Origin of the sequence: Streptomyces acidicola (assembly GCF_009377235.1) — a bacterium.
In the GTDB taxonomy this organism is placed as follows: domain Bacteria; phylum Actinomycetota; class Actinomycetes; order Streptomycetales; family Streptomycetaceae; genus Streptomyces; species Streptomyces acidicola.
In genome coordinates this window covers 102,424-122,583 of sequence record NZ_VMNX01000004.1, presented here as the reverse complement: position 1 = coordinate 122,583, position 20,160 = coordinate 102,424, and the positions used below count along the sequence as shown (strand labels likewise).

At 67.9% G+C, this 20,160-nt stretch carries 15 protein-coding genes and 4 pseudogenes; 15 read left to right on the top strand and 4 right to left on the bottom strand.

What is annotated here, in order from left to right:
• Window positions 1-439: 439 nt before the first annotated feature.
• The 4 genes and pseudogenes from FPZ41_RS03260 to FPZ41_RS03245 all read left to right on the top strand — a co-directional run.
• A pseudogene (locus FPZ41_RS03260) lies at window positions 440-927 on the top strand (transposase); the annotation flags it as partial.
• A gap of 248 nt (window positions 928-1,175) precedes the next feature.
• Complete coding sequence (uppS, locus tag FPZ41_RS03255) at window positions 1,176-1,943, top strand: polyprenyl diphosphate synthase (protein WP_407698743.1); 768 nt, start codon at window positions 1,176-1,178, stop codon at window positions 1,941-1,943.
• Between the two features lie 107 nt (window positions 1,944-2,050).
• A complete protein-coding gene (locus tag FPZ41_RS03250) occupies window positions 2,051-3,460 on the top strand; it encodes an oxygenase MpaB family protein (RefSeq protein ID WP_152858923.1) in 1,410 nt (469 codons plus the stop codon).
• A gap of 70 nt (window positions 3,461-3,530) precedes the next feature.
• Window positions 3,531-3,713: pseudogene (locus FPZ41_RS03245) on the top strand (ATP-dependent DNA ligase); the annotation flags it as partial.
• Between the two features lie 26 nt (window positions 3,714-3,739).
• Here the strand turns inward: FPZ41_RS03245 and FPZ41_RS03240 are convergent.
• Both FPZ41_RS03240 and FPZ41_RS03235 read right to left on the bottom strand, forming a co-directional pair.
• Window positions 3,740-4,327 (bottom strand): DinB family protein, encoded by a 588-nt coding sequence (locus FPZ41_RS03240; protein WP_152858880.1) that lies wholly within the window; start codon window positions 4,325-4,327, stop codon window positions 3,740-3,742.
• 515 nt (window positions 4,328-4,842) lie between these two features.
• Window positions 4,843-5,298 carry a hypothetical protein gene (locus FPZ41_RS03235; RefSeq protein WP_322619769.1) on the bottom strand — a complete coding sequence of 152 codons (456 nt, stop codon included), beginning with the start codon at window positions 5,296-5,298 and terminating at the stop codon, window positions 4,843-4,845.
• A 329-nt stretch (window positions 5,299-5,627) separates the two neighbouring features.
• On the opposite strand from FPZ41_RS03235, the gene FPZ41_RS03230 reads away from it, so the two are divergent.
• The 6 genes from FPZ41_RS03230 (at window position 5,628) to FPZ41_RS03210 (ending at window position 12,880) form a co-directional block, all read left to right on the top strand.
• Window positions 5,628-6,584: a GlxA family transcriptional regulator gene (locus FPZ41_RS03230; RefSeq protein WP_322619768.1), complete on the top strand. Its 957-nt coding sequence runs from the start codon at window positions 5,628-5,630 to the stop codon at window positions 6,582-6,584.
• A gap of 156 nt (window positions 6,585-6,740) precedes the next feature.
• The gene (gap, locus tag FPZ41_RS03225) at window positions 6,741-7,739 is read left to right on the top strand and encodes a type I glyceraldehyde-3-phosphate dehydrogenase (protein ID WP_152858876.1); all 999 of its coding nucleotides are present in this window, start codon (window positions 6,741-6,743) and stop codon (window positions 7,737-7,739) included.
• A gap of 108 nt (window positions 7,740-7,847) precedes the next feature.
• A complete protein-coding gene (locus tag FPZ41_RS47860) occupies window positions 7,848-7,946 on the top strand; it encodes a DUF6207 family protein (RefSeq protein ID WP_228022389.1) in 99 nt (32 codons plus the stop codon).
• A gap of 488 nt (window positions 7,947-8,434) precedes the next feature.
• Entirely contained in the window at window positions 8,435-10,513 is a 2,079-nt protein-coding gene (locus tag FPZ41_RS03220) for a flavin monoamine oxidase family protein (protein ID WP_152858874.1), read from the top strand.
• Window positions 10,510-12,339, top strand: a complete 1,830-nt coding sequence (locus FPZ41_RS03215; RefSeq protein WP_322619767.1) for a thiamine pyrophosphate-binding protein — start codon at window positions 10,510-10,512, stop codon at window positions 12,337-12,339. Before FPZ41_RS03220 ends, FPZ41_RS03215 begins: the two co-directional genes overlap by 4 nt.
• A 31-nt stretch (window positions 12,340-12,370) precedes the next feature.
• Window positions 12,371-12,880 carry an inclusion body family protein gene (locus FPZ41_RS03210; protein WP_131558028.1) on the top strand — a complete coding sequence of 170 codons (510 nt, stop codon included), beginning with the start codon at window positions 12,371-12,373 and terminating at the stop codon, window positions 12,878-12,880.
• A gap of 24 nt (window positions 12,881-12,904) precedes the next feature.
• On the opposite strand, the gene FPZ41_RS03205 is transcribed toward FPZ41_RS03210, so the two are convergent.
• A complete protein-coding gene (locus FPZ41_RS03205) occupies window positions 12,905-13,273 on the bottom strand; it encodes a transposase family protein (RefSeq protein ID WP_322619766.1) in 369 nt (122 codons plus the stop codon).
• 230 nt (window positions 13,274-13,503) lie between these two features.
• On the opposite strand from FPZ41_RS03205, the gene rpmF reads away from it, so the two are divergent.
• From rpmF to FPZ41_RS03170, 5 genes and pseudogenes are all read left to right on the top strand, one after another.
• On the top strand, window positions 13,504-13,674 hold the full coding sequence (gene rpmF, locus FPZ41_RS03200; protein WP_152858872.1) for a 50S ribosomal protein L32: 171 nt from the start codon (window positions 13,504-13,506) through the stop codon (window positions 13,672-13,674).
• 11 nt (window positions 13,675-13,685) lie between these two features.
• Window positions 13,686-14,858: a GTP-binding protein gene (locus FPZ41_RS03195; RefSeq protein WP_152858870.1), complete on the top strand. Its 1,173-nt coding sequence runs from the start codon at window positions 13,686-13,688 to the stop codon at window positions 14,856-14,858.
• Window positions 14,859-15,710: 852 nt separating this feature from the next.
• Window positions 15,711-15,962, top strand: a pseudogene (locus FPZ41_RS03190) (SDR family NAD(P)-dependent oxidoreductase); the annotation flags it as partial.
• A gap of 1,355 nt (window positions 15,963-17,317) precedes the next feature.
• On the top strand, window positions 17,318-17,992 hold the full coding sequence (locus FPZ41_RS03175) for a glycoside hydrolase family 11 protein (RefSeq protein ID WP_228022388.1): 675 nt from the start codon (window positions 17,318-17,320) through the stop codon (window positions 17,990-17,992).
• On the top strand, window positions 17,989-18,678 hold the full coding sequence (locus FPZ41_RS03170; RefSeq protein WP_152858866.1) for a polysaccharide deacetylase family protein: 690 nt from the start codon (window positions 17,989-17,991) through the stop codon (window positions 18,676-18,678). The genes FPZ41_RS03175 and FPZ41_RS03170 overlap by 4 nt, the downstream gene beginning before the upstream one ends.
• A gap of 358 nt (window positions 18,679-19,036) precedes the next feature.
• Here FPZ41_RS03170 and FPZ41_RS03165 read toward each other — a convergent pair.
• Window positions 19,037-19,751 (bottom strand): annotated as a pseudogene (locus tag FPZ41_RS03165) (transposase family protein); the annotation flags it as partial.
• Window positions 19,752-20,160 lie beyond the last annotated feature (409 nt).

Genomic DNA, 20,160 nt, shown 5'->3' with positions numbered 1-20,160 from the left:
CGATCCAGCGACTCACGGCCCTGCCGAACCCCGGATGACCAGCTACTTCTCCTGCCCCGACGAGTCTGGTCACCCCCGGAACCGTGGAACCCGGCGCACACCCGACGCGACAGACGGGCCCTCGGTCCGCCCGCAGCCCTCCGAACAAGTCGAAACGGCCCACCAGTTGAACTCGCGAGCCGTCACGAAAGATCGAGGTTAGAGGCGCGAGCTTCCTGGCGTTCCTGAAGAAGGCCGTCAAGCCGCATGCGGGGAAGGAAATCCATGTCGTCAACTCCGTCCGCGGCGGCGTCCTCGACTACCTCGCGTACCAGCCGCTGTGATTGCGGCGTCGGAGCCTTCCTGGATAGCCCCGTTCACCGGGTTGAGCCCGCAGTTGTGCCGGGGTCAAACAGATCCGCGACTACATCAACTCCTGGAACGAGAACGCGAAACCCTTCAGGCCAAAGCCTGCGTGCTCGTCCTGGTCGGAGTGCGCGCCGATGGCTCCAAGGAGCTGGTCGCGATCAAGGACGGCTACCGCGAATCCGGTGAGTCGTGGGCTGACCTGATGCGTGACTGCGCCCGCCGGGGCATGCGTGCCCCGGTGCTCGCGGTCGGGGATGGTGCCCTCGGCTTCTGCTTCTGGGCGCTGGCGGGTGTTCCCCGAAGCTCGTGAGCAAAGGTGCGGGGTTAACAAGGCGGCCGATCTCCTGGACGCCATGCCGAAGTCCGCACGGCCCGGCGCGAAGAAGCCCATCCAGGACATCTGCAACGCCGAGGACCTCGACCACTCGGCACAGGCGATCAAAACGTTCGCCCAAGCTCTATGGCGCGAAATTCCCCAAGGCCATCAAGAAGATCACCGGCGACCAGGACCAGCTGCTGGCGTTCTACGACTTCCCGGCCGAGCGCTGGACCCTGCGGACGACGAATCCTATGCGCACTGGGCGAGGCGGGTTTAACACATCACCCTGCATGAGAGCGCCGAGTCGGACGGGAGTGCCAAGGGTGGAAACCGCGGAACTTGCACGCTCCGTGGGACCGGGCGGTGACACTCTGCTGACGGGCGATCGGATCACTGCTGAGGTGATCGGATCAGCGCCTTGAGCTGCGCTGATCCGGTGTGTCCCAGGTCGTCAGGCGAAGACGTCACAGCGGAGGTTGAGGGGGAAAGCGTGACAGTTGGGCAGGCCATCGGCGGTTCTGGCTCCTCCCCTGCTCCTCGTCTCCCAGATACCCGGGGACCGCGCAGAGTGCCACGTCACGTGGCATGCGTGATGGACGGAAACGGCCGGTGGGCAGCACAGCGATCGCTACCGCGTACGTCAGGTCACCGCGCTGCGGAGACAACGGTGATCGACATCATCGAGGCGGCGAGGGCGGCCGGAGTCGAATGGTTGAGCCTGTACGCGTTCTCCACCGAGAATTGGCGCCGCCCGAGCGCCGAGGTCGATTTCCTCATGCATCTCGTGCGCCGCGTGGTACGCAAGCACGCCCCGCTCCTGCACGCGCGCGGGATCCGCTGCCGCTTCCTCGGCGCGACGGACCCACGGATTCCCCAGTCACTGGCACGGGACTTCGCCGACCTGATGACGCTGACCAGCAACAGTCGGGGCATGACGCTGACCGTCGCGTTCGATCACGGGGGACGCAGGGACATCGTCGAGGCCGCACGGTCACTGATCCACAGCGGAATACCAGCGGACGCCGTAACCGAGCAGACTTTCGCCGCCCACCTGCCCTTCCCTGACACGCCCGACGTGGACCTGGTCATCCGAACCTCGGGTGAACAGCGCATCTCCAACTTCATGCTCTGGCAGGTCGCCTACGCCGAATGGGTGTTCCCGCCGGTGCTGTGGCCCGACTTCCGCGCGCCGCACTTCCTTCAGTGCCTGCACACCTATCAGCAACGCGAACGCCGCTTCGGCGGCGTGCTGCCGAACCAGAACGGAGAACCCTGATCGTGAGCCACGCAAACGGCGGCCACCCCAGCAGCAGCGCCGGCGCCGGCGCCACTGATCGCGGCGGCAGCTCCCAACGGCTGGACATCGTTGAAGGGGCGAGGCCCATGTTCGGCCCCGGCTCGCAATTCGACGAACTCTTCAACGACCCGCGCTGGGCCCTGGCCATGATCCGGGCGACCGTACTGGAGGCCGCCCACCCGCAGATCGGCGCCGCCCTGATCGACAACTCCACATTCGTCGCCCATCCCTGGCGACGGCTGCGCAACACCCTCCTGAGCCTGCAACGCATGTTCGGCGCCGACGACCACGTGCGGCTCAGGGAGGCGGCACGGCTCAACCGCCTGCACGCACGGCTGAACGGAACCGACGCACGAAACCGGCCGTACGACGCGATGGACCCGGGTGCGCGGGCTTGGGTGGTCGCGACGCTGTTCGAGAGCACCGTCACCATGTGCCGGCTGAGCGGACAGCCTCTCGAACAGGCCGTCATGGAGCGGCTGTACGGCGAATTCCGGGCGTTCCTTGCCGCCTTGGGAGGCGAACCCGGCCACCTGCCGTACACCCTCAACGAGTTCTGGCCCTACTACGACCGCGTGGTCGAGGAGGAGCTGGAGAACACGGACGCCATGCGCATCATCCTCTACAAGCTCTTCGACCACCTCCCGGCTCCGCCTCTGCTGAGCGGCCTGCCCACCCTGTGGGCGACCGGCCGCGCTGTAGCCGGCCCGGTCATCGGAGCGATCACCGTGGCTTCCCTCCCGGAGCCCTTCCGCCGACGGGCCGGACTGCCGGAAGTGCCCGGCACCCAAACTCTGATGCAGGGTGCCTACCTGGCCGTCGGCCTGGCCCGCTTCCTCCCCGACAACTGGACCCGGGCAGAAGGTATCGCCGACCTGCTGGCCCTCTCCCCTGAAAGTGACGACCCGCGAGCAAGGACAGTCACTGCCCTGGCCGACCGGATGAAGCGAGCCGGAGCCCTGCTCAGGCTCATCACGCCACTCCCCTCGTCACTGCAGCCCATGGCACAAACCGGGACGCATCGCAGCGCACAGGAGTTCTTCCACGAGGTCCTGGACCAGACCGGCGACGGCTATCTGGACTGGCCGGACCTCGCCGCCATGGCCCGCGAGCTGTCCAGCCGCCTCGACCTGGACGAGCCCGAGGAAACCAGGCTCTACAACGCCTACGCCCACTGGTGGCGCGAACTCCAGGCAGACCTCGACACCGACGGCGACGGCCGCATCAGCGCGCAGGAGTACTCCACGGCTGTTCCGTCCCTGGCCGGACCCGCACTGATCAGAGTCGCCGAAGTCCTCTTCGACGTCACCGACAAAGACGGCAACCAGAGCATCGACGCAGACGAATACCGGGCGCTCTTCCAGACCGCGTTCCACCGCGACACCACCGGCGCCTACGGAACGTACACCCGCAGCGCATTCGTCAAAGAGTTTCTGTCCTTCATGTCCGGCCGACAGCGTTCGACTCCCTACGACCCACTGCTGACCGAAGCCTGACCACCCCCCGGCCCGCAACGCTATGCCCCATGGACAGGCCAGCAACGCATAACAGAGGTGGGACGGCTACCGCGCCCAGCTCGCCGTGCACGCGGACGAGCGGGTGCTGCTTCGCTCCCGGCAGGGGACGGATATGACCGGCTCTTTCCCCGAGATCCGGGCGACGGCCCTCGCGCAACTGCTGGCGGGCACCGGGCTGGACGGGGAGTTGGTGGTGTGGCAGCGGGAACGGCTGGCGTTCGATTCAACGTGACCAGCAGTTTCCCATAGCCATAGCCGTCAGCCCGTGGGCGTCGGCGGGTGGTCGGCAGCTCGTAGGAGGCGGAGTTGGCCGATCTCCGCAGCGTTCTTCATCAGTTCGGCGTTCACCCAGGCGACCATGTGTGCGACGGTGTGTCGGGGGTCGTTCTGCCACGGGAACAGGGCGGTTGAGTCCAGGTCAGCATCGGTGAACCGGTCCAGTGCCTCCAGCCAGTCCGCACGCAGACCGCGTAGCCACTCGACAGCCGACTTGCCCGCGCCTGGCCAGGTGATGTCGCTCCGCTCCCGAGCTGCTCTGCCGTGAGCGTGGTCGATGGCCACGCTCCACCACCAGCCGATGTGCCAGCTCAGCCAGCCGACAGTCGGTACAGGAACGGGGTCGGGCTCACTCTCCGCCCAGTCCGGCACCCATGTCCCGTCGTCGGCCCGGCGTACTGTCCAGCAGTTAACGGCGGGCTCCCACAGGAAGTCGTCGGGCTCGAGCCTCTCCAGGTGGTACTCGAACAGCGACCAGGTCAGGTCGAACTGCCAGCGCAGCAGGTCGAGTGCGTACCGTGCGGCAGATTCGTTTCGGGAGGCAGTCACTGGCCGACCCTCGCACAACATCGATGCGTTGGGAATCGAGTATCCGGCGGCACGGCTGCTCGGGCGGTGTTTGCCTCGTGGCGGTGCCAGCTGTTCGTCAGCTCGTTACCCACCGCAGGGAGTGAACGCCCCCAATCACGATCTACTCTCGCGACAGGCTCTAGCCGCAGGGCTCATCGACACCAACTTCACCGTCGGCACCGCTCTCGGTATCGCCAACTGTTCAAGCGTCGCCGCCGCTGGAACGACCGGGGCAGATCCGCGGACATCCGCTCTCATCCTCGGGCAGCAGTCCGCGTTCACCACGGTCAGCACCTGTGCCGCTCTCGGCCTGGTCATCGCGCTGACACTTCTCCTGAGGCGATCCCGCAACGCCCCAGCAGCCCTGCGCCCCCTCCGGTCCAGTCAGGACCGACCTTACGTCCCTTGGTCAGGCGTCCTCCTCTGACCTGGGGAAATAGGCGCGGCGGCCTATCCCTAGTCCGGCGTCTCACGGATAGGGGCGCACAGCCAGCCCTCGTCACCCCGCTCCCAGCTCAGAGTGCGATCGGCCGGTATCTCAGGGCTTCGTCGATGATCTCCTCCGCAAAGGCATCCTGGAGGCCTTCCGGGGGATAGAAGATCAGGCCACTGACCCCAGGATGCGGCACATTCGTTTCGAGGAGCAGCAGGTAGTAGTCGCTCTCCGGAGAGGAGGCGATGACTCTGCGCACGATCTCGACGAGCTCGTCCCGCGTGATGTCCGCAACCCGAGGGCGAGCCGGCCGGGCCGCCTCCCTGGCAAAGTCCTCCACACTTCTGCTTCCGCCGTAATGGGCGAAATCGAAGGCTACGTAATCGTGGCCGGTCACTTCGTTGAAGGCCCGAATCACTTCGTCTGCGTGCTCGGAACTGCCGGTCACCAGGTCGGCAATCCGATCGATCTCGCAGCTCAACTCATCCACCCGTTTCCGGCTGACGGGCGGGGGCAGCAACTCCGGTCTCAAGTCCACAGGCCGAATTATGTCCACCAGCGCCGACACGCCGGACCAAAGCCGCACCTGTGCTACCGGCTCTCATCAGACCTGGCGGCCGGCGGAGCAAGGCGCGGTGCCACCTTCAGCTGAAGGCCGCAAGGGCAGGCGTCGGGGTGGGCACAGGAGACGATGGCCTATCACACCTCCACATAATCGAACAACAGTGCCATTCGGGCAGTTGTCCTGCGGAAAAGGTGACGGGTGCTCGTCACCCGGAACAGGACACCGATGCCTCGGAACACCACGGTGCCCAGCGCTGTCAGTGAGGTCGAGCGGACCGGCCTTGCCCTCGTACCCTGTTTCCTGTGCCGTCCTCCCGCCTGCGTCGCGTCGCCGTCCTGGTGCTCGAAGGTGCAAAGCCGCTTGATGTCGGCATCCCCGCGCAGGTGTTCACGACCCGGGCGAGTATGCCGTACGAGGTGCGGATGTGCGGCGCGGCACCCGGGCTCGTAACCGGCGGCGATGGCCTGGCCTACCACGTCGCCCACGGTCTCGCCGCGCTTGAGTGGGCCGACATTGTCTTCGTTCCCGGCTATCGGTTCCCGGACCGCGACGACCCGCCACAGGCCGTCGTCGATGCACTGATCGCCGCACACGACCGAGGTGCACGGCTTGCCGCCATCTCGACGGGCGCCTTCGCTCTCGCCGCCACGGGCCTGCTCGACGGCAAGCGCGCCACGACGCACTGGCACTACACGCGGGCACTCGCACAGAAGCATCCGCTCGTCCGGGTCGACGAGAACGTCCTGTTCGTCGATGAGGGAAGTGTGCTGACGTCGGCCGGCGCCGCCTCGGGCCTCGACCTGTGCCTGCACATCCTGCGCGGCGATCTCGGGGTGGCCGCGTCGAACCACGCGGCCCGACGCCTGGTCGCGGCCCCCTACCGCAGCGGCGGTCAGGCGCAGTACGTGCCGCGCAGTGTGCCCGAGCCGCTCGGTGAACGGTTCGCCGCCACCCGCGAATGGGCCCTGCACCGGCTCGACGAACACCTCAGCCTCGAATCCCTCGCCCAGCACGCGGCGGTCTCGCCGCGCACGTTCTCGCGGCGCTTCGTCGAGGACACCGGATACACGCCGATGCAGTGGGTCATGCGCGCCCGCATCGACCTGGCCCGTGAACTGCTGGAGCGTTCGAAGCGCAGCGTCGAGCAGATCGCGAACGACGTCGGTCTCGGCACCGGCGCGAATCTGCGGATGCACTTCCAGCGCATCCTCGGCACCACCCCCAGCGAGTACCGGCGTACCTTCACCCGGGGCGAGTAGTCGACCGCCAGGCGTCCGGCGTCCGGCGTCCGGCGTCCGGCGTCCGGCGTCCGGCGTCCGGCGTCCGGCGTGATCCTTTCGAACCATGGCGCTGACGCCACGGCCATGGTCGGATCCCGCACGCGAGGCTGGTGACGAACCGAAGGGACAGCACACATGACTCGCATCGCCATCAACGGATTCGGCCGTATCGGACGCAACGTGCTGCGCGCGCTACTGGAACGCGGCAGCGACTTCGAGGTCGTCGCCGTCAACGACCTCACCGAGCCCGTCACCCTCGCCCGGCTCCTCTCCTACGACAGCACAGCCGGACGGCTCGGCCGTCCCGTGACCGTCGAGGGGGACGCCCTTGTCGTCGACGGCCGACACATCACGGTGCTCGCCGAGCGGGAGCCGGCGCGGCTGCCGTGGGCCGAGCTCGGCGTCGACATCGTGCTGGAGGCGACAGGCCGCTTCACGTCGGCCAAGGCCGCCGGCGCCCACCTGGACGCGGGAGCGAAGAAGGTCCTCGTCAGTGCACCGTCGGACGGCGCCGACGTCACGCTCGCGTACGGGGTCAACACAGCGGCGTACGACCCGGTCGTGCACACGATCGTCTCGAACGCCTCGTGCACGACCAACGCGCTGGCGCCGCTGGCCGCGGTGCTCGACGAACTCGCGGGCATCGAGCACGGTTTCATGACCACCGTGCACGCCTATACGCAGGAGCAGAACCTGCAGGACGGTCCGCACCGCGACGCCCGCCGCGCCCGCGCCGCCGCCGTCAACATCGTGCCGACCACTACGGGCGCCGCCAAGGCGATCGGCCTCGTGCTGCCCAATCTCGACGGCAAGCTGTCGGGCGACTCGATCCGCGTCCCGGTGCCGGTCGGCTCGATCGTCGAGCTCAACACCACCGTCGCCCGCGACGTGACCCGCGACGACGTGCTGGCCGCGTACCGCGCCGCCGCGCAGGGCCCGCTCGCCGGCATCCTCGAGTACTCCGACGAACCGCTCGTGTCGTCCGACATCGTCGGCAACCCCGCCTCGTCGATCTTCGACGCGGCCCTCACCCGCGTCGACGGCCGCCACGTCAAGGTGGTCGCCTGGTACGACAACGAGTGGGGCTTCTCCAACCGCGTGATCGACACGCTGGAACTCCTCGCCGCACGCTGACCGGTCCCCGATCGTGACCGGGTCTCGCCTGAGCCGGTAAGTGGGTCCGGAGCATGCGGCGTGCGACGACCACACCGCCTTCGCCGTCCAGGAGTTGCGCGCCGCGCGATGAGCGACGCGACGGCGGACCGTACGACCCGGAATCCGGGACAGCCCGGCATCCGGCTGCGCTGTTTCCTGGACGTGCGCCAGGAAGCCGACTCATAGGGCCACGGGCTGGGGCGGCCTTACCTCAACGCGGGTCCGCTGCGGGATCTGCTTCATCGAGCTGCTGGGTTCACCGTTCGGATCCAGCGGCGGCCACCGCCAAAGGACTCGGTGCGCTGGTACCGGCGCATCTCCGTGCAGGCGCGCCTCCCTCCCCCACGGTCACCCGGCGCCGGTCAGGCGCACGTTGGCCGGATGCATATGACAACACCCTGGGCCAGCCGGTCAGTTGTGGGGGACGGCTGACGGTATTCTGCCGGGCCGGTCGGTGATGTCGACACATCCTCACCCCAGGAATTCCACATTCCACGAGTGGATTCTTTTTCAATTGCACCCGCCTCCCCCTTCTGCCCCTCAGGGATCTTCCGCCTTTCGTTCGAAAATTCGAGCAAGTTGAAATTGCGTCACCCAGCCCTCTCGGCGCTTTTTGGACTTTGCTTCCCAGGGTGTGCCGCAAAACCGTTTCGGCATATCTACGATCGCAGGCTATGACCGACATTCCACGGGACAACTCCGCCACCCGTGCCCGCTGGCAGACCTGTCTCAGGCTCGCCCGTGAACTTCTCCTCGTCGGACCGGACGGCAAGGACCTCAAGCTCGAATATCTGCACACCCTGATAGACACGGGCCATCTCGGGCCCACCCGACACCCGCGCAAGAAGATCCTCGTCATCGGCGCCGGCATCACCGGCCTCGTCGCGGGCCGGCTGCTCAAGGACGCCGGGCACGACGTCACCATCCTCGAGGCGAACGCCAACCGCGTCGGCGGACGCATCAAGACGTTCCGCACCACCAAGCACCACCAGCCCTTCGCCGACCCGGCCCAGTACGCCGAGGCCGGGGCCATGCGGCTGCCCGACTTCCACCCGCTCGTCCTCGCCCTGGTCGACAAACTGGGGCTCGGCCGGCGCCAGTTCTACAACGTGGACATCGACCCCCGCACCGGCAGCGGTCCCGACGTGCCCGTCCCTCCGGTGACGTACACCTCCTTCACCGGCCGGACGTGGACGTACGGCGACGACAGCCCGGACTTCCGCGAGCCCGACAAGCGCGGCAACTCCTGGATCCGCTCCAACCGCGTCCAAGTGCGGCGCGCCGAGTACGCCACCGGTCCCGAGCGGATCAACGAGGGCTTCCACCTCACCGACGACGAGGTTCGCGCCCCCGCCGTGAAAATGGTGGACGAGGCGCTGGAGAGCCTGCGCGACTACTACTCCGACGTCGTCGACGGCAAGCGCGTCAACAAGCCCTTCGACGAGTGGGTCGAGGGCTGGGCGCGGGTGATCCGCGATTTCGACGGCTACTCGATGGGCGCCTTCCTGCGGGACCACGCCGGGCTCAGCGACGAGGCGATCGAGGCGGTCGGCACCCTGGAGAACATGTCCTCGCGGCTCCACCTCTCCTTCTTCCACAGCTTCCTGAGCCGCAGCGACATCAACCCCGCCGTGCGCTACTGGGAGATACCCGGCGGCAGTTGGCGCCTGCCGCACGCCCTGTATCAGGGGTTGCGCGACGAGGTGCAGCTCGGCCGGCGCATGATCCGCCTCGAGTACCACGACCCCAGCCGCGACACCGACCCCGAGGGCACCGGGGCGGTCGGACCCGACGGGTGGGGCGTGGCCGTACAGACTGTCGACGAGGACGATCCGAAGGAGCTGCCACGTCTGTGGACGGCGGACCTGGCGATCGTCACCATCCCGTTCTCCGCCCTGCGCTTCGTGGAGATCGTTCCCTCGATGTCGTACAAGAAGCGCCGCGCCGTCATAGAGACCCATTACGACCAGGCCACCAAGGTGTTACTCGAATTCAGTCACCGCTGGTGGGAGTTCACCGAGGACGACTGGCGCGACGCGCTGGAGGGCATCGCGCCAGGCCTGTACGAGTACTACCGGCGGGGGCACGAAGCGGACACCGAGTCCGTGTCGGTGCCCTCGCTGCCCCAGCCGGAGGCCGGGCTGCTCGGCGCCGCGGTCAAGGACAGTGGTGTCACCGAGGAGATGCGGCAGATCGACAACAGCCTGCCGCTGCGCGGACCAGCCCTCCGGCCCGCCACCCACTGCTTCGGTGGGGGCTCCGCCACCGACAACCCCAACCGGTTCATGTACTACCCCTCGCACCCGATCGAGGACAGCACGGGCGGCGGCGTCGTCCTCGCCTCGTATTCCTGGTCCGACGACGCCGCGCGCTGGGACTCCATGCCGAAGACGGAGCGCTACGTCTACGCCCTGCGCAACCTCCAGGCCCTGCACGGCCGACGCATCGAGGTGTTCTTCACCGGCCGGGGCGCCACCCAGAGCTGGACCCGCGACCCGTACGCCTTCGGCGAAGCCGCCATCTACACCGCGCACCAGATGACCAGCTTCCACCTGGACGTCTCCCGGCCGGAGGGCCCGGTGCACTTCGCCGGCGAGCACACCTCCCTCAAGCACGCCTGGATCGAGGGCGCCTTGGAGAGCGCCGTCCGCGCCGCCCTCGCCGTCCACCAGGCCCCGCCGGTCACCGACAGGGAAGGCCCGGGCCCGGACCAGGACGCCTCGGGCGCGGACCGGAAGTGGGAGTCCTCGTGAGCACGATCACCCCCACCTGCACCGTCGCCCGCTATCTCGCCCTGCGACTGGCCGAGTTGGGCATCACCCATCTGTTCGGCGTCCCCGGCAACCACCTCGGCCCATTCCTGACCACCCTTCGGGCCGAAGGTGACATCGAGTGGGTCGGTACTCCGACCGAGGGCGGCGCGGGCCAGGCCGCCGACGCCTACGCCCGCATCCACGGCGTGGGCGCGGCGGCGGTGACGTACAGCGTCGGCGCGTTCAATCTGCTCAACTCCTGCGGCGGCGCGTACGTCGAGCAGGTCCCGCTCATCGCCGTCAACGCCTGCCCGCCGTACGAACAGTGGCAGAACTTCCGCGCCGTCGGCCTGCTCACCTCACACATGAGCCCCCGCGCGGAGAGCAACCTGGACGTCTACCGACAGGTCACCGTGGACGCACAGGTCATCTCCCACCCGGGCCTGGCGCCTGCCCAGATCGACGCCGCGCTCACCGCGTGCATCTCCGAGCGCAGGCCGGTCTACCTGGAGGTCATGGAAGACCTGTGGGACGAGCCCTGCCCCGAGCCGACGGAGCCGATCGTCCGCCGCGAACGGCCGTTCAGCGCGCGCAACCAGGCCATGCTGGAAGACGCCGTGCACGCGATCCTCGCCCTGATCGAGGAGCACCCCGGCCCGTACGGCATGCCCCGCCCGATCGTGTGGGCCGGCGAGGAGGTCGACCGGTACCGGCTCGGCGAGGAGCTCACCGATCTGGTGGAGGCCACCGGCGTGCCGTTCTGCACGACCGTCGGCGCCAAGGCCGTTGTGGACGAGGACCTGCCACAGTTCCACGGCGTCTACAACGGCAAGGCCAGTCACCCGGACGTGTACGACGTCTTCAAGGAGTGGGCCACCTGCCGGATCGGGCTCGGGGCCTGGTCCACGTCGAAGAACCTCGGCGGCGAGCAGAGCGTCGGCACGGACTGGGTGATGGCGGCGCACGGCGGCGTCAGCGTCGGCACCTCCTACTTCCCCGACGTCCAGCTCGCCCACCTGCTGCCCGCACTCCAGGACGCACTGGTGAAGGCCTACGGCTCCGGGGGCCTGTCCGCCGACTACTACGCCGAGTCCTACAGCCACCGGGGAGCGCCGGCCGACCGCCCCGCCGGCCTCGCGCAATACCGCGCCTCGCTGAGTGTCGGCGGCGCGCGGTCCGGGCACGCCGAACGGCTCACGTACGACAGCGTGTTCGACCGACTCAACCACTTCCTGGGCCAGGAGACCGAGGAGAACTGGACGGTCGTCTCCGACGCCGCGTTCTCCCTCATCGGCTCGATGAACCTGTCCCTGTCCGCGGGCGGCTTCCTGTCCCAGATCAGCTGGCTGTCCATCGGCTGGTCGGTCGGCGCGGCCACCGGCGCCGCACTCGCCCCCGAACGCGAGGACGCCCGCCCGATGGTGTTCGTCGGCGACGGCGCCTTCCAGGAGACCTGCCAGGAGATCTCCACCCACACCCGACTCGGGCTGCGCTCGGTGGTGTTCGTCATGGACAACGGGCACCTCTACGGCATCGAGCAGATGCTGGTGCACCCGGCCTACTACGCAGGGCAGAACTCCGCCGACCCGGACTTCTACAACGTCCTCCACCCCTGGCAGTACGACCGCCTCGCGGAGGTCTTCGCCGACGAGGACACCCCGGCGAACGGGGTGAGCATCGCGCACCCCTCGGAGCTGGACGGCCTGCTGTCACGCCTTACCAACCCGCACGACCCGCTCAACGCCGGACCACTCCTGGTCCGCGTCCGCCTGAACCGACACGACTACCCGCGCGCGATGACATACAAGGTGCCGAGGGCCTCGTAACCGAAGCTCTCGTGATCGAAGGGGGAAAGAAATGGCAGATCTGAACGTAATGATCGCGTTCGACGCGGCCACGATCGTCGAGCAGAATCCCAACGCGTCGAGGAACCCGGACGCGCCGACCTACGTCGACCAGAGCCTCATCTACATGACGACGCGGCACGACCACATCATCGGTACATCGGGCGCGGAGCTGAACCTGCGGGCCGAGCCCGGGGACACCATCCGGTGGCGGGAGACGACGCTGTCGCTGGGCAGCGACTACAAGGCGCTGCTGTACCGGTACGTGAGCAGCGACCGCGACCACACGCTGATCAGGACGCCGGAGATCGAGGTGGTCGACGGCGTCTATCCGCTACCGAAGGAGGGAAGCGAGGGCAGTCCGGACTTCGTGACGCAGAAGTACGAGGACCACTACTGGCGCACAACGGTGAAAAGTGCCGGCAGCGTCGTGTACCACTTCTACTTCCAGATCCTGGACCGGCATCGGCAGTTGAAGGGGTACTTCCAGTGGGACCCCTTCATCACCATCGAGGACTCCTGACGGTCCGGCCGTGACGGGCGGCGGTCACCACGGCCGCCGCCCCTCGCGGTTCTTGAGGTGGGCGAAGCCGCGTTCGACTCGCGCGCGTTCGGTGGCGAGTACGCGGTTGGTGTCTTTCTGGCCGGGTGTGAGTTTGTGGGCGCGGGTGGCTGTGAATCCGGTGACGATCACGGGGTTACGTACGTCGTTGTCCAGGCCGCGGAAGCCGAGGTCCGCGAGGGGGCCGAGGCCGGCGGCGCGCAGGTGGGCCAGGATGTGGTCGTGGCGGGCGGCGGTGACGTCGTGGGTGCGGCCGGGCCGGGCGGCGGATATCCAGATCAGCCGGCCCCTTCCGTCCGTCAGGGCGAGGAAGTGCAGGCCGTGACTTCGGTGTGTGCCCGAGTCCACGGACACCGCCGAACTGGTCCGCGCCGCAGCCGTGGGCGTACGCCGTCACGGCTCCTGGTACGAGCAGGAGTTCCGCCTCTGGAACGGGAGCGCGGCTTCACCGACTGCCCGACCACCACGTGAGCCCCACCGTCGACTCCGAACGCACCGCTGTCGGGGCACCCGAAACTCCCCACAGTTAGTAATGGGATTCATTTTCATGTAGCTTCTTCCTCGCCTACCCGATGAGGAGAGCCATGGCCGTCCCCAAGCGGAAGATGTCCCGCAGCAACACCCGTCACCGCCGCGCGCAGTGGAAGGCTGTCGCACCGGCTCTGATGCCGGTCACGGTCGACGGTGTACGTCACCTCGTACCGCAGCACCTGGTCAGGGCCTACGAGCGCGGGCTGCTGCGCCCCGAGAGCTGAGGGGGACGGGGATGGCACACGACCGGCTGCCGGTGACGGTTCTGTCCGGCTTCCTCGGCGCGGGGAAGACCACGCTGCTCAATCACGTGCTCGGCAACCGTGAGGGGCGGCGCGTCGCGGTCATCGTCAACGACATGAGCGAGGTCAACATCGACGCGGCGCTCGTGCGCGGCGGTGAGGCGGCACTGTCGCGTACCGAGGAGCGCCTGGTCGAGATGACCAACGGGTGCATCTGCTGCACCCTGCGCGACGACCTGCTGGTGGAGGTGGGCCGGCTGGCCCGAGAGGGGCGGTTCGATTACCTCCTCGTCGAGTCCAGCGGCATTTCCGAGCCCATGCCCGTCGCGGCCACCTTCTCCTTCACCCGCGACGACGGAGCGACCCTCGGCGATCTGGCCCGTCTCGACACCATGGTCACGGTCGTCGACGCCGCCAACTTCCTGCCCGAACTGACCAGTGGCGACGAACTCGTCGAGCGCGGCCTCGACCAGTACGAGAACGACGAACGTACCGTCAGCGACCTGCTGATGGACCAGATCGAGTTCGCCGACGTCATCGTGCTCAACAAACTCGACCTGGTCGACGACGCCACCGCCGAACGGTTGCTGGCGACGCTCATCCGCCTCAACCCGGTGGCCCGGATCGTGCCCGCCGTCCACGGACGCGTGGAGTTCAAGGACGTACTCGGCACCCGGCTGTTCGACCTGGAGCGTGCCCAGCAGGCCCCCGGCTGGGTCATGGAACTCAACGGCGACCACACCCCGGAGACCGAGGAGTACGGCATCTCCTCCACCGTCTTCCGTTCCGAACTGCCCTTCCATCCCGGGCGGTTGTGGCGGTTCGTCACCGAGGAGATGGACAGCGGCGCCTACGGGCAGGTCCTGCGCTCCAAGGGATTCTTCGCTCTGGCCGGCCGCCCGCAAGTGACGGGGCTGTGGTCGCAGGCCGGCTCCGTCGCCCGCTTCGAGCCCTTCGCCGCCCGCGACACCGACAGCCCGGCAGGCCAGGAGCTGGTCTTCATCGGAACTCACCTCAAGACCGAGGCTCTCCAGGCCGCGCTCACCAACTGCCTGCTGGCGAACGGCGAGATTCTTCCGCCGGTCGATCCGTTCCCCGCCTGGGACACCTACGGCATCGACGACACCTGCGACCACGAACACCCCGAACTCGCGACGCGGCCCTGAGGCTCCCGGCCGGGTGGTGGCCACAGCCATGGCACCGCCCGGCCCGGCACATCCCGTTCAGTCACACAGGGACAGCGGATCGGGACACCGGCATGGCGAAGCCCGGTGTACACCTGGGCACGCTCCAGGAGTGATCCCGCTCTACGGGCGTGCGGGGACACCTGGAGTTCGACCGCGACCCCAACTCCCTGCGCGAAGCGGTCCCCGCCACCCCCATCCGAGCCCACGCCGGCATCATCGACATTCCGGCAGGCACAGGCCTGGGGGTCGATGTCGCGGAGAACACGATCCGCGAACTGGCGCTCCCGACTGCACGATTGACACGGGGGCGGCGACACGTCTGTATTGGCGGATGGGCTCTTGATCCTGGGCGACGGGCCAGTGCTTCGCCTCTGCCAGGCGGTCAGGCGAGGTGGGCGCGAAACAGGGACAGATCGGTGCCCGCGCGCATCTTCTCGGCCGCGCAGTTTCTGATCCGTCACGGTCGCCTCCAACGTGAGCGTCTGCATGAACGGCTTCCGTCCGAGTGAAGGCCGATCAGCAGGAGAACGAGGCCGCCGCAGCCTGAGCGGACGCCATCCGTGTGGGTGATGTCAGTCGGGCGGTTCGGCAAGCTCAGCAGAAAGTCGACAACACACCAGACCACTCAGGGCCCCGTCGCGCCGTGCGGCGGCGCGGCTGGCGCCACAGCAGCTGTGCCGCGCGGGCGATCGCGCCCGGCCTGGGTGGTGTGGTCATGCCGCCCGTGCTCCCGCATCCCGGCCGGCCATGGCGCGATCGATGGTGGTACCGCTGCTCCTGCCGACGAAGGGGTCCGTGGCCGACTCCCGCAGTTGGCCCAACCATGGATGTATGACTATCACCTTCATCACCGGAGCCAACAAGGGTCTCGGCCGCGAGACCGCCCGTCGCCTGATCGAGCTCGGCCACACCGTGCTCGTCGGCGCCCGTGATCCGGAGCGGGGCGCGGAGGCTGCGGGCGCGCTCGGAGCACGGTTCGTGCAGATCGATGTAAGCGACGACGCATCGGTGGCCGCCGCAGCCGCAGATGTCGCCGAGCACGAGGGCGTGATCGACGTGCTGATCAACAACGCCGGCATCGTACCCATGGGCCATGGTGATCGCCGGGTGCCGACCGGGCCGGTCGGGAACGTACAGCGTCCCGCGCAAGGTCACGCCGTCGGGCGCCGCGCACTCGATGTCGAGGTGAGTGGACTGGCTCATAGCTGCTGCCTCCGAAACCCGCGTCGGCTCCTGGAAAGATCATCCGGGTATCAGCTGATGCCGCCCCGTGTCAGACCGTGCCGGAAAGTACAGGTCGCAGCCCTGATGACAGTACTCCGGCTCCAGCTTCTCTGATGCTCCGTGCCGCCTTCTGCCGGCCCGTCACGGGGCGTTCCGGCGAGCACGGGGCGAGCAGAGGGGACCGGCCACCGGCGGTGATGACGGGTGTGGGACTTCTTGAAAATGCCATCGCGCTTCCGTGATGGCTACGCAGTAGGAGGGGAACCTCACTGCAAGCACCCCCCGCCGCTCCTACGACAAGCGACGAGCCCGTGACGTCGACTGCAACCCCGCCCTGCGGCAAGTCGGCAACCGCCTGGTCGGCATCCTCCACTGCTGCCTCAAAACACCAACCCGCTATGACGAAGCGACCGCATCATCACACCACGCCCAACCCCACGCCGCTTGACGTTCAACGCCATGGGGTGTCTGACACGTCGCCCGTCGGCTCGGTCTCGTCCCGGCACCGTCTTCGCCAAATGCCAGAGCCCTCTATCCAGGCACTTTTTCCTTCCGCCGCACAACGGTCCGCCACGCCAGGGAGATGACGTGCATTCCACGACGGCCACGAATGCGTCCCGTTCGAACGCCTGCGGTTTCCGGTCGCGTGGGAGGCCGCCGACGCGGGCCGGCAGATTCAGGCGGAAAGTGCGTGCAGCGGAGCGCCTTCCCAACGCGCCAAAGCCTCGCCCTGGATGACCCGGGGAGCCTCCGCGGCCGTTTTGACAGGCGGGGATGGTGGAGGGCGTTGGTCGACGGCGGAAAAGGGACTGCCGAACGCGACGAGCTGGGCCGCCGGGTCATTCCCCGGGCCGCCCTCGCTGCCTACGCCCCGGCACGGCACGGCGGACGGCCGGGAGCTGCGAGACGCACCGGAGGGAGCGGCCCGTGTTCCTCCTGCTCGTCGCCCTGCCGGTCAGGTCCCACGTCGAGTTGCCGCTTCGGCGCACCCTGCTGCAGCCATGACTTAGGATCGGTCCGGCATTCGAAACATTCGTAACTCAGACGCCGGATTCTTCCCGAAAAGTTCCCCACTCCGGATGGCCAGAACACATTTATTACGCCCTTGAAGCCATCGAAATGTTTCGTAACAGATACCGAAACTATTGACGCTTGACGCGGGCGGGTCAACACTGCGGGCCATATCCCGGCCTCAGATGAGGAGGAACCCGCACATGACCGCTGTACCCGCACACCCGACGTCCCGCAGGGCCGCCTGCGCCATGCTGCTGAGCGCCGCGTCGACGCTGGCCCTGCCCGGTACCGCCCGCGCCGCCACCGTCATCACCACGAACCAGACCGGCACCAACAACGGCTTCTACTACTCGTTCTGGACCGACTCGCAGGGTACGGTCTCCATGACCCTGGACTCCGGCGGCAACTACAGCACGAGCTGGAGAAACACAGGGAACTTCGTCGCCGGCAAGGGCTGGAGCAACGGCTCACGCAGGACCGTGAGGTACTCGGGCACCTTCAACCCGTCCGGCAACAGCTACCTGTGCCTCTACGGGTGGACGTCGAACCCTCTTGTCGAGTACTACGTCGTCGACAACTGGGGCACCTACCGGCCGACGGGCACGTACAAGGGCACCGTCACCAGCGACGGCGGCACGTACGACATCTACCAGACGACGCGGTACAACGCGCCGTCCGTCGAAGGCACCAAGACCTTCAACCAATACTGGAGCGTGCGGCAGTCGAAGCGGACGGGCGGCACCATCACCACCGGCAACCACTTCGACGCCTGGGCCCGCGCGGGAATGACACTCGGCAGCTTCAGCTACTACATGATCCTCGCGACCGAGGGTTACCAGAGCAGCGGGAGCTCCAACATCACGGTGGCGGCATGAGAACCACCGGACCACCTCGGACCGCACGCCCCCTGACGACGACCCTGGCCGCGCTGGCGCTGGCCGCCACCGGCACCCTGACCGTCCACACGGCCCCGGCCCAGGCCGCCGCCTGCAACGGATACGTCGGACTCACCTTCGACGACGGCCCGTCCGGGAACACGCCCGCTCTGCTGGGCGCGCTGCAACGGAACGGGCTGCGGGCGACCATGTTCAACGAGGGGCGGTACGCCGACGCCTACCCGGCCCAGGTCAAGGCCCAGGTCGCGGCCGGCATGTGGGTCGGCAACCACAGCTACACGCACCCGCATCTGCCCCAGCTCGGCCAGTCGCAGATCGACTCGGAGATCTCCCGCACCCAGCAGGCCATCGCGGTCGCGGGCGGCGGCACGCCGAAACTGTTGCGGCCGCCGTACGGCGAGACCAACTCGACGGTCAAGACGGTGGAGGCCAAGTACGGCCTAACCGAGATCATCTGGGACGTGGACTCGCAGGACTGGAACGGCGCCAGTACGGACGCGATCGTGCAGGCCGCCGGGCGACTCACCAACGGTCAGATCATCCTGATGCATGACTGGGCCGCCAACACACTCGCCGCGATCCCGCGCATCGCACAAGGGCTGGCCGCCCACGGCCTGTGCGCCGGCGCGATCTCCCCTCAGACGGGCCGCGCGGTGGCACCCTGAGCGGACAGAGGGTGGTGCCGCGCCGGGGAGGGGCAGAGCCTGTCAGGGGCAAGGGCCGGATCAACACGATGCTGACCGCGGTCCGGATTCACCGCAGCCAGCACCGGGCCAGCCGGCTCCCGTTGGAGGAGTTCCTCCGCAGCCCGCGCGTCCGGCCGCTGCCCAGCTTCGACCCATGCGGAGCAGCGGCTTGCTCGAGAGCCCGGACGGGACCAGTTGGCCCTCACCGCCCCGAGTCCGGGAATGCCAGGCCCCCGAAAACGTCATGCCCTTCCCCACCGCCAAGATTGCTGACCTGAGTCACATTCACATCGGACGTCCATGTGATCCATGCAGATCGCGGTAAACCACCGTAAACCTAAAGCGTGTTGCACAAGGCCGTGAACCGGCAGGTGAATGGCGGCGTCGGCTCCGTTCTGGTCATGCGGCCAGGGCGAGGGTGGGCGACGGCTTGGACCGCGTGGTGGAGGCCGTCGCCGTGCTGCCGGCCGTCGCGGAGGATCTTGTAGTTCTTCAGTCGACCGATGGCATGCTCGACCCGCGCGCGGACCCGGCGGTGCTCCGCGTTGTCGGCTTCTTCTCCGGCCGGCAGGGGCCGGCCGGGTCGTTTGCGGTGAGGGACGACCAGGCCGGTGTTGATGTAGGCGCCGTCGCCGAGCACGGTGACGCCCTGGCACCGGTCCGGCAGGCCGGAGTTGCGCCACACATGGGCGTCGGCCCTGTTGCCCGGTGCCGGGCGCGGGGTGGCCACGACCAGGCAGGTGTCGGCATCGATGATGACCTGCACGTCTGCGGAGAACCGGTAGTTGCGGCTCGAGGCACCGACCTTGCGGTCGCGGACCGGGACCAGCGTGCCGTCCACGATCCACAGCCGGTCCGCGGCGTCGACGGGATGTGAGGCCGGCTCGAGCGCGAGGAGGGGGCGTAGCCGCTGGATGACCCTGCACACCGTCGCCGGCGACACCCCGAACAACGGCGCGAGCTGTCGCGTGGTGAGGTTCGTCCGGTAGTAGACCGCTACCACCAGCACCGGCGGCGAGCGGCATCAGCCTCGGTTGTCCATGCAGAGATCCGGTCCACGTAGAGATCCGGCCAGCCGATCCACTCGCGATGCCCTGCCGCTCCCTTGCTCGCGCAGCGTGCCGGACGAGTAGGCAACCGCACGTCAAGGCTGCCTGCGCCCCGCGCGTGCCTTCAGGTCACCAGTGATCATCCTTCGACTGTCTCCACTCCCCGTTCACAAGCGGACCGACTGAATTGACATGGACACAAACATCGAGGCCTTGAGTACGGTGGCGGAGAAGGCCTTCCTGCAGCTGACGGGGTTTGCTGCTCAGGAAGCCACGGGGCTGTCGCCGGCCGGGCCGCGACGCAATCATCACGGGGGATGATGTCATGTTTCACGCGCAGAACAGGTATGCCTTGACGCGGACGTAGGCCGCCGCGGCCGGACGGCCGTTCCCGCACCGATCTCGCACCGAT